18 protein-coding genes are annotated in these 16,341 nt (G+C 36.9%); 16 read left to right on the forward strand and 2 right to left on the reverse strand.

The genetic code is table 11. From position 1 onward, the window contains the following. Positions 1-105: 105 nt before the first annotated feature. The gene (locus RUH74_RS17935) at positions 106-309 is read right to left on the reverse strand and encodes a sigma factor G inhibitor Gin (RefSeq protein ID WP_313802460.1); all 204 of its coding nucleotides are present in this window, start codon (positions 307-309) and stop codon (positions 106-108) included. A 240-nt stretch (positions 310-549) separates the two neighbouring features. Between RUH74_RS17935 and RUH74_RS17940 the strand changes: the two genes are divergently transcribed. The 10 genes from RUH74_RS17940 (at position 550) to rsmI (ending at position 7,885) form a co-directional block, all read left to right on the forward strand. After that, positions 550-1,986 carry an aminotransferase class I/II-fold pyridoxal phosphate-dependent enzyme gene (locus tag RUH74_RS17940; RefSeq protein ID WP_313802462.1) on the forward strand — a complete coding sequence of 479 codons (1,437 nt, stop codon included), beginning with the start codon at positions 550-552 and terminating at the stop codon, positions 1,984-1,986. Positions 1,987-2,026: 40 nt separating this feature from the next. Further along, positions 2,027-2,656, forward strand: coding sequence for a dTMP kinase (tmk, locus tag RUH74_RS17945; protein ID WP_313802464.1), 630 nt, complete (start codon positions 2,027-2,029; stop codon positions 2,654-2,656). Positions 2,657-2,810: 154 nt separating this feature from the next. Then, the gene (locus tag RUH74_RS17950; RefSeq protein WP_053479333.1) at positions 2,811-3,140 is read left to right on the forward strand and encodes a cyclic-di-AMP receptor; all 330 of its coding nucleotides are present in this window, start codon (positions 2,811-2,813) and stop codon (positions 3,138-3,140) included. Between the two features lie 26 nt (positions 3,141-3,166). Next, positions 3,167-3,607 carry a YaaR family protein gene (locus RUH74_RS17955; RefSeq protein ID WP_313802468.1) on the forward strand — a complete coding sequence of 147 codons (441 nt, stop codon included), beginning with the start codon at positions 3,167-3,169 and terminating at the stop codon, positions 3,605-3,607. Positions 3,608-3,619: 12 nt separating this feature from the next. After that, positions 3,620-4,627: a DNA polymerase III subunit delta' gene (gene holB / locus RUH74_RS17960; RefSeq protein ID WP_313802470.1), complete on the forward strand. Its 1,008-nt coding sequence runs from the start codon at positions 3,620-3,622 to the stop codon at positions 4,625-4,627. Continuing rightward, complete coding sequence (locus tag RUH74_RS17965; RefSeq protein WP_313802472.1) at positions 4,620-5,447, forward strand: PSP1 domain-containing protein; 828 nt, start codon at positions 4,620-4,622, stop codon at positions 5,445-5,447. The genes holB and RUH74_RS17965 overlap by 8 nt, the downstream gene beginning before the upstream one ends. A gap of 13 nt (positions 5,448-5,460) precedes the next feature. Further along, a complete protein-coding gene (yabA, locus tag RUH74_RS17970) occupies positions 5,461-5,835 on the forward strand; it encodes a DNA replication initiation control protein YabA (RefSeq protein WP_313802474.1) in 375 nt (124 codons plus the stop codon). A gap of 176 nt (positions 5,836-6,011) precedes the next feature. Next, the gene (locus tag RUH74_RS17975) at positions 6,012-6,752 is read left to right on the forward strand and encodes a tRNA1(Val) (adenine(37)-N6)-methyltransferase (RefSeq protein ID WP_313802476.1); all 741 of its coding nucleotides are present in this window, start codon (positions 6,012-6,014) and stop codon (positions 6,750-6,752) included. Further along, positions 6,742-7,032, forward strand: a complete 291-nt coding sequence (locus RUH74_RS17980) for a GIY-YIG nuclease family protein (RefSeq protein ID WP_313802478.1) — start codon at positions 6,742-6,744, stop codon at positions 7,030-7,032. The genes RUH74_RS17975 and RUH74_RS17980 overlap by 11 nt, the downstream gene beginning before the upstream one ends. Next, positions 7,007-7,885: a 16S rRNA (cytidine(1402)-2'-O)-methyltransferase gene (gene rsmI, locus RUH74_RS17985; RefSeq protein ID WP_313802480.1), complete on the forward strand. Its 879-nt coding sequence runs from the start codon at positions 7,007-7,009 to the stop codon at positions 7,883-7,885. The genes RUH74_RS17980 and rsmI overlap by 26 nt, the downstream gene beginning before the upstream one ends. Before the next feature lie 36 nt (positions 7,886-7,921). Here rsmI and RUH74_RS17990 read toward each other — a convergent pair whose 3' ends face one another. Further along, positions 7,922-8,203 carry a transition state genes transcriptional regulator AbrB gene (locus RUH74_RS17990; RefSeq protein WP_313802482.1) on the reverse strand — a complete coding sequence of 94 codons (282 nt, stop codon included), beginning with the start codon at positions 8,201-8,203 and terminating at the stop codon, positions 7,922-7,924. A gap of 627 nt (positions 8,204-8,830) precedes the next feature. Between RUH74_RS17990 and metG the strand changes: the two genes are divergently transcribed. From metG to yabG, 6 genes are all read left to right on the forward strand, one after another. Next, the gene (gene metG / locus RUH74_RS17995; protein ID WP_313802561.1) at positions 8,831-10,792 is read left to right on the forward strand and encodes a methionine--tRNA ligase; all 1,962 of its coding nucleotides are present in this window, start codon (positions 8,831-8,833) and stop codon (positions 10,790-10,792) included. Positions 10,793-11,039: 247 nt separating this feature from the next. Further along, on the forward strand, positions 11,040-11,807 hold the full coding sequence (locus RUH74_RS18000) for a TatD family hydrolase (protein WP_313802484.1): 768 nt from the start codon (positions 11,040-11,042) through the stop codon (positions 11,805-11,807). A gap of 331 nt (positions 11,808-12,138) precedes the next feature. Further along, complete coding sequence (locus RUH74_RS18005) at positions 12,139-13,320, forward strand: ubiquitin-like domain-containing protein (RefSeq protein ID WP_313802486.1); 1,182 nt, start codon at positions 12,139-12,141, stop codon at positions 13,318-13,320. A 369-nt stretch (positions 13,321-13,689) separates the two neighbouring features. Further along, positions 13,690-14,250 carry a ribonuclease M5 gene (gene rnmV / locus RUH74_RS18010; protein WP_313802488.1) on the forward strand — a complete coding sequence of 187 codons (561 nt, stop codon included), beginning with the start codon at positions 13,690-13,692 and terminating at the stop codon, positions 14,248-14,250. Next, a complete protein-coding gene (rsmA, locus tag RUH74_RS18015; protein WP_313802490.1) occupies positions 14,243-15,121 on the forward strand; it encodes a 16S rRNA (adenine(1518)-N(6)/adenine(1519)-N(6))-dimethyltransferase RsmA in 879 nt (292 codons plus the stop codon). The genes rnmV and rsmA overlap by 8 nt, the downstream gene beginning before the upstream one ends. 177 nt (positions 15,122-15,298) lie before the next feature. Continuing rightward, positions 15,299-16,183 (forward strand): sporulation peptidase YabG, encoded by an 885-nt coding sequence (gene yabG, locus RUH74_RS18020; protein ID WP_313802492.1) that lies wholly within the window; start codon positions 15,299-15,301, stop codon positions 16,181-16,183. The last annotated feature ends 158 nt before the right edge of the window (positions 16,184-16,341 follow it).

A 16,341-nucleotide genomic window follows, 5' to 3' on the forward strand; every position in this document is an offset into this window, starting at 1 on the left:
TGAGAGTAGGACGTCGCTAGGCAAATGAAAAGAGCATCCTTATGGGTGCTCTTTTCATTTTGCAATAAACGATGGAAAATAAAAAGCCCCTTTACGGAGCGCTGATTAAGAGAATATTTCCGGATTGGTTATTTTTCTTAATTGCTTTAAAAAATGTTTATATTTAGGATTACTTGTATCTGTTGAAATTAAATCATTTTCGCAGTCTGTACAGATAAAAGAAGTGTATAGATGTATTCCTTTTCGTTTTGCTTGCTCGCAAATGACACACTCTTCCCCTACATGTTTCTTTGCCACTAGCATACCCAACTACTCCACCTCCATACACCTAGTCTGTCCGATTTAGTACCATTGTATACAATCTTTCGAAAATTCAACTTCAAATTAAACTTATTAACTATTGTATGATTTAAACTTTATTTGGTTGTATGTCTATTATGGAATTGTTTTTCTATGTATTAATCTAAATGACTCCAGGTAATAGTATCACTTTAAACAGCTATTTGGTAAAATAAATGGGATGCTAACAAAGATAATTGGTGATTATAAATGAATCAAAAAAGGATGCCTTTATTCGATAAGTTAAAGAATCATGCCGAGCAAAATCCAGTGTCATTTCATGTGCCTGGCCATAAATATGGAGCGCTTATTACAGGAGATATAGAAAGTTATTATAAGGAATTGCTTAGGCTCGATGTAACGGAGATTAATGGATTAGATGATTTGCACGCTCCTGAGGGAGTAATTAAAGAAGCAGAAGAGCTTCTGGCTCAATTATATAGAGTGAAGAAGAGTTTTTTCTTAGTGAATGGCTCGACAGTTGGAAATTTGGCGATGATTATGGCAGCAGTTAAGGAGAATGATACGGTTCTTGTGCAAAGGAACTGCCATAAGTCCATTTTAAATGGGATCAACCTTGTAAAAGCGAGTCCCATTTTTTTAGGTCCAGTGTTTGATGAGGATTGGGGTGTCGCAGGAGGAGTATCTGTAAGCAGTGTTAGACAAGCAATAGAAAGGTACCCACATGCAAAAGCGCTTATTCTTACATACCCTAATTACTATGGAATGGTTAATGAATTAGAGGAGATAATTAAAGTTGCCCATTGCCACCGGATTCCTGTTTTAATTGATGAAGCGCATGGGGCTCATTTTATTGGTGGAGGACATTTTCCCCCATCAGCTGTAGAACTGAATGCAGATATTGTAGTTCAATCAGCACATAAAACACTTCCAGCAATGACAATGGGAGCGTATTTACATTTTAACAGCGATTTTCTTTCGGCAGTAAATGTAAGCAGCTTTCTTCGGATGCTACAATCTAGCAGCCCTTCCTATCCAATTATGGCTTCTTTAGATATAGCAAGAAACTATTTAGCTACGTTTACAAAGAAAGATGCTGACTTCCTACAGCGGAAGGTAGCTGAATTTCGAAACGAACTTCAGCAGCTAAAAGGCATCAGGGTGTTAACATATAAAGGGGGAGTAGGTGATCCTTTAAAGATTACAATTCAATCCACTACTTCGTTAAGTGGGTATGATCTCCAAAAAGTATTCGAAAGCAAAGGGATCTATACAGAAATGGCTGATCCCCTTAATGTTGTCCTTGTATTTCCATTATTAAAATATCCAATGGAATACCCAATAAAAGAAATTATTACTCGCCTTCAAACTGTGATGGAATCTGTTGCCTATAACGAAAAGGAAAGAAAAAAGGCATCGTACTTCAAACCGGACATTTCCAGATTAGCATTAAATGCAGGGGAACAAGCACACTTAGAAAAAATGGATATCCCGATGGAGGAAGCCGCTGGAAAAATATGTGCACAGATAATTGTCCCATACCCGCCTGGTATTCCGCTATTATTTCCTGGGGAAATAATAAGTGAGGAAGCAATTGAACAGATAAGAATACTTAAAGCATCTGGCGCAAAATTTCAAGGTGATGAGGCCCTAAAATACGGGAAACTAACTGTATATTTAACCTAACAAAATTTTACTATAATTGAATCAGCATGGGGGTTAACAAATGAATAAAGGGATATTTATAACAGCGGAAGGACCGGAGGGAGCAGGAAAGACAACCGTAATTGGAATGCTTTCGCAAAAACTCAAGGAAGAAGGATATAAGGTTCTCCTAACAAGGGAGCCTGGGGGAATAGAAATTGCTGAGCAAATTCGAAAAGTGATTCTAAATAAAGAAAATACTCAAATGGATGCTCGAACGGAAGCTTTATTGTATGCTGCAGCTAGAAGACAGCATCTAGTTGAGAAGGTCATCCCTGCTCTTGAAAAAGGATATATCGTTCTGTGTGATCGATTTATTGATAGTTCCTTAGCCTATCAAGGCTATGCTCGCGGGTTAGGGATTGAAGAGGTGTTTTCCATTAACCGTTTCGCAATAGAAGATATGATGCCCCAGCTGACATTGTATTTTGATATTGAACCAGAGATTGGACTTGAAAGAATTAATAAGCATAAGAATCGAGAAGTCAATCGTCTTGATTTAGAGGATCTTGAATTTCACAATAAGGTTCGAGAGGGATATGCTAAGTTAATGAATGAATATCCCGAGAGAATGGTAAAAATAAATGCTTTTCAGCCGATTCAATCAGTTTTTAAGGAAGCAGAGTCAAGAATAAAGGAGATAATTCAGTAAGAAAGTGACAAGTGCCTTAAAGAATAGACTTTAGGGCCTTTTTATAATCAAATGAAATTTCCCATTTATCGACAATGAATTAAATATGTTTGTTCACTTATTAATTGGTATAATGTAGATAGGAATAATCATGAAACAAAAGGGGGCTGAAAAGATGAAACTTATATTAGCGGTTATTCAAGATCAAGACAGCAATAAATTATTAAAAGCATTGGTGGATCATAATTTTCGTGCGACTAAATTGGCAAGTACAGGCGGTTTCCTGAAGTCGGGGAATACAACTTTCATGATAGGCACAGAGGATATTCGTGTTGATAAAGCATTGCAGATAATAAAAGAAAATTGCCAGTCAAGAGACCAGCTAGTTGCCCCAATCTCTCCAATGGGAGGGAATGCAGATTCGTATGTGCCATATCCAGTAGAGGTGGAGGTTGGTGGTGCAACTGTATTTGTATTGCCAATTGAAAATTTTCTTCAGTTTTAGATGGAAGGGTACCGTGGAGGATTATGATGAAAATTAATCAGGAACTTCGTTTGAATATGGACAAAGTTAGACCAGAGCATAAACATTTAATTAATGGCGGTGCTAAGTTTTCTGGACTAGTACAAAAGCAAGATCAGAAAATGCAAAATATGCAGCTGCAACAGCTGCTAAAGGATATCAATATAGCGGGAGAGCGGCTTGGACGTTCTAGAACTTTTAAAGATTTAGCTAAATATAAAACATTAGTGAAACGTTTTGTGAAAGAAGCAGTTGATTATGGGATGGATTTAAAGCAATCCCACAGCTGGAATCAATTTGGCCAGGGAAGATCTTTACGAGTTGTAGAAACGATTGATAATAAGCTAATAGAGTTAACAGAGGAAGTTATGAAAAAAGAAGAATCTTCTATAGATATATTAGGGAAAATCGGAGAAATAAAAGGACTTTTGATCAATTTATATACGTAAGTGGTGATGAAATTGGCAAAAACATGGGAACAGCTTCAGGAAATTCAGCCTATCGTTTTGAAAATGTTAAAAAATAGTATATTAAAGGGGCGGCTTGCCCATGCCTATTTATTCGAAGGAATGAAAGGGACTGGAAAACGTGAGGCAAGTACGTTGTTGGCAAAAAGTGTATTTTGCCAATCCCTTATTGAAGGTTATATCCCATGTGAAACATGCCTAAACTGTAAAAGACTTAACAATGGAAACCATCCAGATGTACATGTTGTTGAACCAGATGGTCAGTCCATTAAGAAAACACAGATTCAGTCGCTGCAAGAGGAGTTTTCCAAGACAGGGGTTGAATCGAATAAGAAATTATATATGATTGTACATGCAGATCGAATGACGAATAATGCAGCAAATAGTTTATTAAAATTTCTCGAAGAGCCTCATCCTCACACCATTGCTATTTTGATGACAGAACAGTCTCAACAAATACTCCCTACAATTCTTTCTCGCTGCCAAACTATTTCATTTAAGGCTCTTTCTTCTTATCAACTGATTGAAACGCTTACATCAAATGGAGTGGATCGATTTTTGGCGCCAATACTTGCGCAGATTACTAATAATTTAGATGAAGCAATCGAATATAGTCGAAATGATTGGTTTGTACAAGCGCAAAAAATAGTGTTAAAATTACATGAAGTGCTTAAAAAAAACCCGCTTGAGGCAATGGTAACCCTTCAAGAGGAATGGTTTTTTCACTTTAAAGAGAAAGAACAAATCGACAATGGTTTAGATCTATTATTACTTATTTTTAAGGATTTATTATATATTCAGTTAGGCAAACAGGATCAAGTTGTTTTTCAAAACGAAAAAATTCGCTTTGAGCAGTTTGCCTTGCAATCCTCTAGCAGGCGTATATCAGAGCAGATAACAGCCATTTTAGAAGCAAAAAGGAAATTGCAAGCAAATATGAATCCACAGCTGCTAATGGAACAGCTTGTATTGAAATTGCAGGAGGGGTCTTCATTTGTATGATGTAGTAGGAGTGCGCTTTAAAAAAGCGGGCAAAATATATTATTTTGATCCCGGCGGGTTAACGATTTCAAAGGATGACTTTGTCATTGTTGAAACCGTTCGAGGCGTAGAATACGGAAGGGTAGTCGTTGCCCCGAAAAAGGTTGACGAACATGATGTGGTCCTTCCATTAAAAAAGGTCCTTCGAATCGCAGATCAAAAGGATCGAATGATTGTCGAAGAAAATAAACAAGCAGCAAAGGAAGCCTATGAGGTTTGCTGTGAAAAGGTAAATACTCATCAACTTGATATGAAACTAGTTGATGTTGAATATACATTTGATCGAAATAAGGTGATATTTTTCTTTACTGCTGACGGAAGGGTAGACTTTCGTGAATTAGTAAAGGATTTGGCAGCCATTTTTCGGACAAGGATTGAACTGCGCCAAATAGGAGTAAGAGACGAGGCAAAAATGCTAGGGGGAATAGGTCCCTGCGGAAGAATGCTGTGCTGCTCTACCTTTTTAGGCGACTTTGATCCTGTATCAATAAAAATGGCAAAAGATCAAAATCTATCATTAAACCCAACAAAAATCTCAGGACTATGCGGGAGATTAATGTGCTGTTTAAAATATGAGAATGATGAATATGAGGCGGCAAAAGAGCAGTTGCCAGATATAGGGGAATGGATCGAAACACCAGATGGCCCTGGAAAAGTTGTAGGATTAAATATTCTTGAGCGAGTGCTTCAGGTCGATGTAACATCACAGGAGCGGGTTCTTGAATACACGCATGATGAAATATTAAAACAGGATGCTGTATCAGTTCAATCCACAGATTAATGAGGTGGAATACGTGGATAAAAAAGAAATCTTTGACTCAGTAAGTAGTATGGAAGCCCAAATCGGACATTTATATCAGCAGCTTGGTGAGTTAAAGCAGCATTTGGCAGAAATACTGGAAGAGAATAATTCTTTAAAACTGGAAAATAATCATCTAAGACAACGTTTAGAGTTGCACACAGATGAGGTAGAAATGCCGAACAAAAAGAGTCAAGCAGCGAATGCGAAAGTAGAGTCAGCGGCCGAAAAGCTGATTGATATAGGAGAAGGTTACGATAACCTTGCCCGTTTGTACCAGGAAGGCTTTCATATTTGTAATCTTCATTTTGGAAGCCCGCGAAAAGAAGGGGACTGTTTGTTTTGTTTATCCTTTCTGAATAAGAAATAAAGAAATGGCCTTCCTACAAAGGAAGGCTATTTTTAAAGACAAAAAAATATCATTTTGAGTCAGAGAATTGTCTATCTATATGCCAATCACCGTTAATCTGCGTTTGTACGGCAATGATTAAGGTGATTCCGCTTATCTCACTCAAATAGCAATTAATCGGATTTGGAGGAAAGCGAATGGATTTTTTACAAGGGGATGAACGTTTAGACTATTTGTTAGCAGAGGATTTGCGAATCATTCAAAGCCCATCAGTCTTCTCTTTCTCACTTGATGCTGTATTATTAGCAAGATTTGTTTATGTACCTATTCAAAAGGGAAGTATAATTGATCTATGCAGTGGAAATGGTGTCATTCCATTATTCTTGAGTACAAGAACAAAAGGAATGATAACAGGTGTTGAAATTCAGGAAAGACTATACGATATGGCGAAAAGGAGTATAGTGTATAACACTCTACAAGAGCGTATACAAATGATTCACGGAGATATAAAAGAAATGCCTAAGAGGTTAGGATATGGAAAGTTTGATGTTGTTACTTGCAATCCTCCATATTTCCCTACTCCCTCAGCAGAAGAAAGAAATGAGAACGAGCATTTAGCCATTGCACGTCATGAAATCTTGTGTACATTGGAGGATGTGGTTCAAGTTTCCAGTCAGTTAGTAAAACAAGGGGGAAAGGTAGCATTTGTACATCGCCCTTCAAGATTTTTGGATATCGTGACTTTAATGCGAAAATATAGATTAGAACCGAAAAAAATCCAATTTGTATATCCGAAGCAAGGGAAAGAAGCTAATATTTTGCTAATTGAAGCAACAAAAGATGGAAACCCTGACTTAAAAATATTGCCGCCACTTATTGTATATAATGAAGAAAATGAATATACACAAGAGCTAAAGGAAATTTTATATGGAAAATAATCACCATTATTTTTACGTGCTGCACTGTAAGGATAATAGTCTGTATGCAGGTTATACAAATAATTTGGCTAGGCGAGTTAAGCTCCATAATGAAGGAAAGGGTGCTAAATATACGAGGGGGAGGGGACCGGTAAAACTGGTCTTCTCAAAAGCTTATGATAATAAAAGAGATGCTTTAAAGGCAGAATATGAATTTAAGCAATGGCCTAAGAAAAAGAAAGAAGACTTTCTAGTAAAGGAATCAGGTGGATTATATGTGGCAGCAAAAAAGCTTTATTAATGAGGAGCAAAAAGGAATTTTATATTTGGTTCCAACTCCAATTGGTAATCTGGAAGATATGAGTTTCCGTGCAATAAGAATAATGAAAGAAGCCGATTATATTGCTGCGGAGGATACGAGGAATACGAAGAAGCTTTGTAATTACTTCGAGATTGATACGCCAATTGTGAGCTATCATGAGCATAACAAAGAAGTGAGCGGGCAGAAGCTGCTGGAAAAACTAGCGGATGGTGCAAAGATTGCCCTTGTGAGTGATGCAGGGATGCCGACGATTTCTGATCCAGGTTTTGAACTAGTAGCAGCGGCGACGGCTGAACAATTAACGGTTGTTCCTCTTCCAGGTGCAAATGCTGCACTGACGGCACTGATTGCATCTGGTTTAAACCCGCAGCCGTTTTATTTTTACGGATTTTTAAATAGACAAAAGAAGATAAAAAGGCAGGAACTTGAAAGGCTAGCTAAGTATACGGCGACTACCATTCTATATGAGGCGCCCCATCGGCTAAAAGAAACGCTCGCACTGATTGATGAACAGATGGGTGACAGAAGGATTGTCCTTTGCCGCGAATTAACGAAAAAATACGAAGAGTTTATTAGAGGAACGGTAAAAGAGGCGTTGAATTGGGCAATAAATGAAGAAGTACGAGGAGAATTTTGCTTAATAATAGAAGGTTCTTCAGAAGAAGAAAATGAGGAAGAAGATGTATGGTGGCAAGAAATGACGATTGACTCCCATGTTACCCATTATATAACAGTGAATGGCATGTCCAGCAAGGATGCGATTAAGCAAACGGCTAATGATCGTAATATGAATAAAAGAGAAGTTTACCACGCCTACCATATTAAAGAATAAAAAAAGCTTCTCAATTTTTGAGAAGCTTTTTTTATATTATACTAATTCAAATCTGCTTTGAATTTCTTTTAATAATTGTTCTGCCCCTTCACGGCTAACAATTAACTTGCCATTAGCTAAAGTAATATTATCATCTGAAACTTCTCCAGTTACTTGGCATGTCATGTTTGGCTTATACTTTTTAAGGATAATTCTTTCGTCATCCACATAGATTTCTAGTGCATCCTTCTCAGCAATATCTAATGTACGTCTTAATTCAATAGGAATAACCACACGTCCAAGTTCATCAACTTTACGAACAATACCTGTAGATTTCATTTAAATTTCTCCTCCCGAAATATATGATTCTATTTTTCTAATCATCATTGATTCGCCATAATTCGACAAAATTCATTGTACCTCAATAATACCAGTCATTCCAAAAAACGTCAATTATTTTATTTTTATTTTATTTGGTAAATTTGTCCTGTTGGTTAAAAGCTTGATATAAGTAGGTTTTACTTACACTTTGAAATTATTTACAGGGGTTAAATGGGAGTTTAAATAATATATTTAAGATGAATGAAATAAATATTATTCGACAAAGTTCCAATGCTACATTTCGACATGCATTATAGTATTCGAAGAGAAACTTAGTTTTATAGGGATAACTAAAAAAATTTAGTAAAAAATAATAATTGGAAAAGTATACAAAAAAATACTTGATGGGATTGTATGACATAATATGCGCATTTTGTTGCACAAATGCTAATTTTTAGGTATATTTTGATGATATAAGAGGTAAAGATGACGAATATAGAAACACGAATTTCTATGCACTTTTAGTCGATATCTTGAATATTTTTATACACGTCTTTATTTGAACCGGTTTTAAAATGGTGAAATATTACTTTCAATTAGAGAGTTGATATTAAATCCAGTGTATATGCTTTTTATAGGGAGGGAATTTTCATGGAGGAACAAGTAAACACCTTTTATTTAACAACACCTATTTACTACCCAAGCGGTAATTTACATATAGGCCATGCCTATACGACAGTTGCAGGAGATGCAATGGCTCGCTATAAACGCATGCGTGGCTTTGATGTTATGTATCTTACAGGAACGGATGAACATGGCCAAAAGATCCAAGAAAAGGCAGAAGAAAAGGGTGTTACGCCACAGCATTATGTAGATGAAATTGTCGAGGGAATTCAGGAACTTTGGAAAAAACTCGATATTTCTTATGATGACTTTATTCGTACAACACAAACGAGACACAAGCAAGTAGTTGAAAAGATTTTTGCCCAATTATTGGAGCAGGGGGATATTTATTTAGGGGAATACGAAGGATGGTATTGTACACCATGTGAATCCTTTTTCACTGAGCGTCAGCTAGAAAATGGAAATTGCCCAGATTGCGGAAGGCCTGTAAATAAAGTGAAAGAGGAATCATATTTCTTCAAGGTAAGTAAATATGCAGATAGATTGCTTCAATATTATGAAGAAAACCCATCTTTTATTCAGCCAGAATCCCGGAAAAACGAAATGATCAATAACTTCATTAAACCGGGTTTAGAAGACCTAGCTGTTTCAAGAACAACTTTTGACTGGGGAGTAAAAGTCCCTGGAAATCCAAAGCATGTTGTCTACGTTTGGATTGATGCATTATCTAATTATATTACTGCACTTGGATATGGTACAGAGGATGATACAAAGTATAAAAAGTATTGGCCAGCTGACGTCCATTTAGTAGGAAAAGAAATCATTCGTTTCCATACGATTTATTGGCCAATTATGTTGATGGCATTAGATCTGCCACTTCCTAAAAAGGTATTTGGTCATGGCTGGCTGCTTATGAAGGATGGCAAAATGTCCAAATCAAAAGGGAATGTGGTTGACCCTGTTACATTAATTGACCGATATGGATTAGATGCCTTGCGCTATTACTTATTGCGCGAAGTTCCTTTTGGGTCTGATGGTGTATTTACACCAGAAGGATTTGTTGAAAGAATCAATTTTGACCTTGCAAATGATTTAGGTAACTTATTGAATCGAACATTAGCAATGGTCGATAAATATTTTGATGGTGTGATCCCAACTTATAAAGGTTCAATAGGAGAATTTGATCAGCAATTGCTTCAAGTAAATAATGAAACGGTAGCTAAATATGAAGAAGCAATGGAAAATATGGAGTTTTCAGTTGCATTAACAGCTGTATGGCAATTAGTAAGCAAGACGAACAAATATATTGACGAAACACAGCCTTGGGCTTTAGCAAAAGATGAAACGAACAAGGAAGAATTAGGCAATGTAATGGTCCATTTAGCAGAATCTTTAAGAAGAATCGCTATTCTATTGCAACCTTTTTTAACGAGAACGCCAAAGGAAATTTTCACTCAATTAAATATAAATGAAAAGGGTTTAACCTCTTGGGAAAGTCTTGAGACATTTGGATTAATTCCAGAAGAAACTAAGATTGCCAAGGGAGATCCAATATTCCCGCGTCTTGATTTAAAAGAAGAAGTAGAATATATCAAAACAAAGATGCAAGGTTCTGCTCCGAAAGTAGAAGAAGTGAAAGAAGAAGTAAAACCGGAAAGTGAAGAAATTACAATTGATGATTTTATGAAGGTTGATTTACGGGTAGCTGAAGTCATTCATGCGGAACCAGTGAGGAAGGCAGATAAACTGTTGAAGCTTCAATTAGATCTAGGATATGAAAAACGACAAGTCGTTTCAGGAATTGCAAAGTTCTATAAACCAGAAGATTTAGTTGGCAGAAAAGTGGTTTGTGTAACAAACTTAAAACCTGTTAAGCTTCGTGGAGAACTTTCCGAAGGAATGATTTTGGCAGGTAGCAAGGATGGAGAACTATCATTAGCAACTGTTGCAGAGTCGCTTCCTTTAGGTTCTAGGGTAAAATAATAAATGTGAATAGCATAGAAATGTTTCACGTGTAACATTTTACGTCGAGCATTTCTATGTTTTTCTTTTATAAAATAATTAAATAGGTAAAAAAGTATTAATTTTAAGGTATATTAACCTTCAAATAGTTATATCTACATAATTTTTAATATATTTAGATATTATTTCAAAGAAGTTTTATTTAAATTGTTATTTAAATGATAAATATGTAATGAAAAATTAATTTTTGATAAAAAGGAGTATTTTGATGTTATTTGACACACATGTGCATTTGAATGCGGATCAGTATAAAGAAGATTTAGAAGAAGTGATTAATAGGGCTTTAAACGAGGGGATTTCTCAAATGGTCGTTGTTGGTTTTGACCGTCCGACGATTGAAAGGGCAATGGAATTAGTGGAAAAGTATGATTTTCTTTATGCAAGTGTAGGCTGGCATCCTGTTGATGCAATTGATATGAAGGATGAGGATCTTCATTGGATTGAAGAGCTTGCGAGTCATCCGAAGGTTGTAGCCATTGGAGAGATGGGATTGGATTACTATTGGGACAAGTCCCCAAAGGATGTTCAAAAAGAAGTGTTTAGAAGACAAATTCAGCTGGCAAAAAGAGTGAAATTGCCAATCATTATCCATAACCGGGATGCAACAGCAGATATTGTTGAGATTCTAAAAGAAGAAGAGGCAAAAGAGGTTGGGGGAATTATGCACTGTTTCAGCGGAAGTCCAGAGACTGCAAGGGAATGTGTAGAAATGAATTTTTATATATCTCTAGGCGGGCCAGTTACATTTAAAAATGCCAAAAAACCAAAGGAAGTAGCTGAATCAATCCCGTTAGAAAGGTTATTGATTGAGACTGATTGCCCGTATTTGGCTCCGCATCCATATCGTGGAAAGCGAAATGAGCCTAGCTATGTAAAGTTGGTTGCTGAGCAAATTGCAGAAATAAAAGGAATTTCTTTCGATGAGGTGGCTAAAGCAACAACGGACAATGCAAAAAAAATATTCGGCATAATCTGATAAGGAATATTGTCGTTTTTTTAGATAGCTTGTCCTTATTTTTTCTATTTCTAAGAAGTTCTACATTTCCTTCTCCTATCATAGGATAACCATGTCGATAAGTCTCTCTTTCCTTTTTCTTGAAGCTTTTGCATAATAGGGAATAAGTTTGAGAGGAGGCTGGTTATTCTACTTGGAAAGAAAGATTACGACTAAATAGTTGGACAGCTGTCTGCCTCCTATATGTGACAATCATATTTGGTGACTAAATACCAAGGAGTTGACAGCAAGCTCGATAGTCTATATAATCACTCCGAGAGAAAAGGAGGCGTTTTTCATCGTATTCCAAAACATGAAAAACCTGTTATCCAAGTCTTTGAGTAAAAAGAAAGTAGCAATTATTGCTGCGAGTTTTCTAGTTTTTGCAGCTGCTTTTGGCTTCTTAATCTTTGAAACTACTAAGAAAACAGTAGCGGTAACATTAGATGGGCAAGAAAAAAATATTAAAACTCATGCTTCAACGATAAGTGAGTTATTTGCAGAGCTAGAAATTTCTTTACACTCAGAGGATTATGTGTTTCCAGCTAGAGACACCAAGGTAGAAAACAATTTAGAAGTTGTTTGGAAGCCGGCAAAACAGGTTCACATTGTAAAAGACAACGAGAAGAAAACGATTTGGACAGTATCCGAAACTGTTGAGGAGCTTTTGAATGAACAGAAGATTGTCTTATCTGAACATGATAAAGTTCAGCCAAATCTCGAAGGCGAAATTAAAAATCAGTTAGAGATAGAAATAGATACAGCATTTCCGATTACATTAATGGATGGCGGAAATAAGAAAGAAGTATGGTCAACTTCGACTACGGTCGCTGACTTTTTATCACAGCAGGGGATTACACTAGGAGAGTTAGATCGTGTTGAACCGAAAGCAGAAAAAAAAGTCAAAGAAAATGACGTTATCCATGTCATTCGAGTAGAAAAGGTCACCGATGTAGTGGAAGAACCAATAAAGTTTGCTGTTGTAACAAAGAAGGACAGCAGCATGAATAAAGGTACAGAGAAGGTTGTTACACCAGGCAAGGAAGGCCTTCTAAGCAAGGAATTTGAAGTTGTTTTAGAAAACGGCATAGAAGTTTCCAGAAAATTAATTAGTGAGAAAAAAATCAGAGAAAAAACGGATAAGGTAGTTGCTGTTGGATCCAAGACAGTCAATCATGTGGTGTCCCGAGGCAATGAATCAGGCGGCAAAGAAATCTATGTTACATCAACGGCTTATACAGCGCACTGTAATGGCTGCTCTGGAAATACCGCAACGGGCATTAATTTGAGAGCCAATCCAAATGTAAAGGTGATTGCAGTAGATCCACGAGTAATTCCATTAGGAACGAAGGTATATGTGGAGGGCTATGGATATGCTGTAGCCGCTGATACTGGATCTGCAATTAAAGGAAACAAAATTGATGTATTTTTCTCATCTAAATCTGAAGCATACCGTTGGGGCAGAAAGACGGTTAAAATAAAAATTCTAAATTAATAGGATCATTTACGATGCAGGGGCTTTTATTTAAAACCTCTGCATTTTTTGTTTTTTTCCATTCTTGGATTTTTCATATATAATAAAAGTCATTATTTAATGTTCATCTATATAGACGATTTACATTACAAAAATGTTTCAAGTTTTTTTCAAATATTTTATTTAAAAGAGAAGCGTAATTTTGGAATAAAGAATGGTTTAGCACTAGTTTTCGATCAGCCTAGCAAGCTTTAGGTCCTCTCCCTACGATAAGTCAAGCACGAATGCGCGAACGCCCCTCGTGTTTCCTTTATCGAAAGACTTGGCCCTTCTGCGTTTGTTTGGTGATGGCCAAAACGCTACCGCTTTTCGTTGTCTTAAGGAGGATATATGAGAGTTAAAGAAATTATTGTGGTCGAAGGAAAAGATGACACAACTGCAATAAAGAGAGCATTAGACGCTGATACAATTGAAACGAATGGGTCAGCCATTAGTCTAGAAACGATTGAAAAAATTAAGCTTGCCCAAGAAACGAGAGGGGTTATTGTCCTTACAGATCCGGACTTTCCAGGACAAAAAATCCGCCATACGATTAAAGAACAGGTTCCAGGCTGTAAGCATGCTTTTATTGAAAAAGAAGACGCTATTCATAAGCACGGAAAAGGGGTTGGTGTTGAACATGCGTCTCCTGAAACGATCCGGAGAGCTCTTCAAGCTGCTCAAGTGATGCATGAAGAGGCTGTAGAGGAGATAACCCAAGAGGATTTAATTACAGCGGGCCTTATAGGTGGAGAGGGAGCAAGAGAGCGCAGAGAAAAACTTGGGAAGTTGCTGAAAATTGGTTTTGCAAATGGAAAACAGCTGCATAAAAGATTAATGATGTTCCAGATTAGCAAGGCTTCATTTGCTGCCGCTATCCATGTTATACGTCAGGAGGAAGACAATGCATAAAGATATTGCTACACCAATTAGAACAAGAGATATTCTTGAAAAATACGGATTTTCCTTTAAGAAAAGTCTTGGGCAAAACTTTTTAATCGATACAAATGTTTTAAAACGTATTGTTGATCATGCAGAACTAACGGAGGATTCAGCAGCTATTGAGATAGGGCCAGGAATTGGAGCTTTAACAGAGCAGCTTGCCAGAAGAAGCAAGAAAGTGGTCGCGTTTGAAATTGATCAGCGTTTATTGCCAATTTTAGAAGAAACATTGGCTCCCTATCCAAATACGAAGGTTATCCATGAAGATGTATTGAAAGCAGATGTAAAAGGGGTTATTGAAAAGGAACTGGGTGAAATAGCAGATTTAATGGTTGTGGCTAATCTCCCTTATTATGTAACAACACCAATTATTATGAAGCTGCTTGAGGAAAAGCTGCCGATTAGAGGGATTGTTTGCATGCTCCAAAAAGAAGTCGCTGATCGAATAGCTGCCAAGCCAGGAACAAAGGATTACGGCTCCCTTTCGATTGCTATTCAGTATTATACAGAGGCTGAAACGGTAATGATTGTTCCTAAAACTGTTTTTGTGCCTCAGCCAAATGTAGATTCAGCAGTCATTCGATTAACAAAAAGAAAAGAACCAGCAGTATCAGTAATGGATGAGCGTTTCTTTTTCCAGTTAATAAGAATTAGCTTTGCTCAAAGGAGAAAAACATTACTGAATAACCTTACGAATGGGCTGCCAGAAGGAAAACAGAAGAAGGAAGACATTCTTTTTGCATTGAAACAAGCGGAAATTGATCCGGGAAGACGAGGAGAGACGTTATCAATTGAAGAGTTTGCCCGGTTAAGTGATCATCTCTCTCCGAAATTTGCTTAAGGTCTGCATGCTGCAGGCCTTTTTCGGTTGAACAAAAATAACAATCGGCTATTACCTCTAGTTGCCCTGCTTTTATAGAATAACGCACATGTTTATAGACGTATGCATATTTTATGAAAGGATTATTATTCGATTAGATCGCTCTTTATTTGTATAGGGCTAAATGGAGTGATAGCAGTGAGCATAAACATCATGGATATTGTCGGGAGAATTTCTTATCAATGTGATATTATGTTTCGGGTAATTGACATACGTGAACAAAATGGCAAGAAAATGGCCATTTTATATGGGGAAGATATTCGATTAATTGCGGACGCACCGCTTGAGGATTTACTAGCAGTAAGCCAGTCGATGAGAGAAAAGAAGGCGAAGGAGTTTTATACGAGAGAGGAGCAATCCCTGCAGTTATTTCAGCAGGATGTAGATCTGCTGAAGCAGAGGCAGGAGTATGAGGCAACAGACGGGTACAGCAAGGCTTATAATTATTTTCAGATTCCAGGAAGGGTGCTGCATTTAGATGGTGACCCGGCTTATTTGGAAAAATGCTTATCTTTATATGAAAAAATCGGTGTTCCTGTAACAGGGATCCATTGCAATGAAAAGGAAATGCCAGTCAAAATTGGACAATTAATCGATTATTACAGGCCGGATATATTAGTTATTACAGGACATGATTCATATTCAAAAGCAAAGGGGAAAAAGGCAGATATTAATGCATATAGACATTCGAAACATTTTGTTCAAACGGTAAAAGAGGCAAGGAAGAAGGTTCCTCATTTAGACCAGCTTGTAATTTTTGCTGGTGCTTGTCAGTCTCACTTCGAATCAATCATCCATGCGGGGGCAAATTTTGCAAGTTCCCCTTATAGAGTGAACATTCATGCACTTGATCCGGTTTATATCGTGGCAAAGATCAGCTTTACGCCCTTTATGGAGCGAATCAATGTTTGGGACGTATTAAGGAATACATTGACTGGGGAAAAAGGGTTAGGAGGAATAGAAACAAGAGGGGTGCTGAGAACGGGCATGCCTTATAATAGAGAACAAAATACTGAATCTTAATTGATAAGCCGTTCTATATTACAACGGTTTATTTTTTTGCGTGAAGAGAATGTAAGCAAACATACATATTTCCTTATATCTAGGGGCAACCTATAAATGTTGAAAAATAGAAGAAATTGTGGATTAAAATATATTGACAATCTTTTTTATTTCCTGTT

Origin of the sequence: Cytobacillus sp., assembly GCF_032154635.1 — a bacterium.
Lineage (GTDB): Bacteria > Bacillota > Bacilli > Bacillales > Cytobacillaceae > Cytobacillus.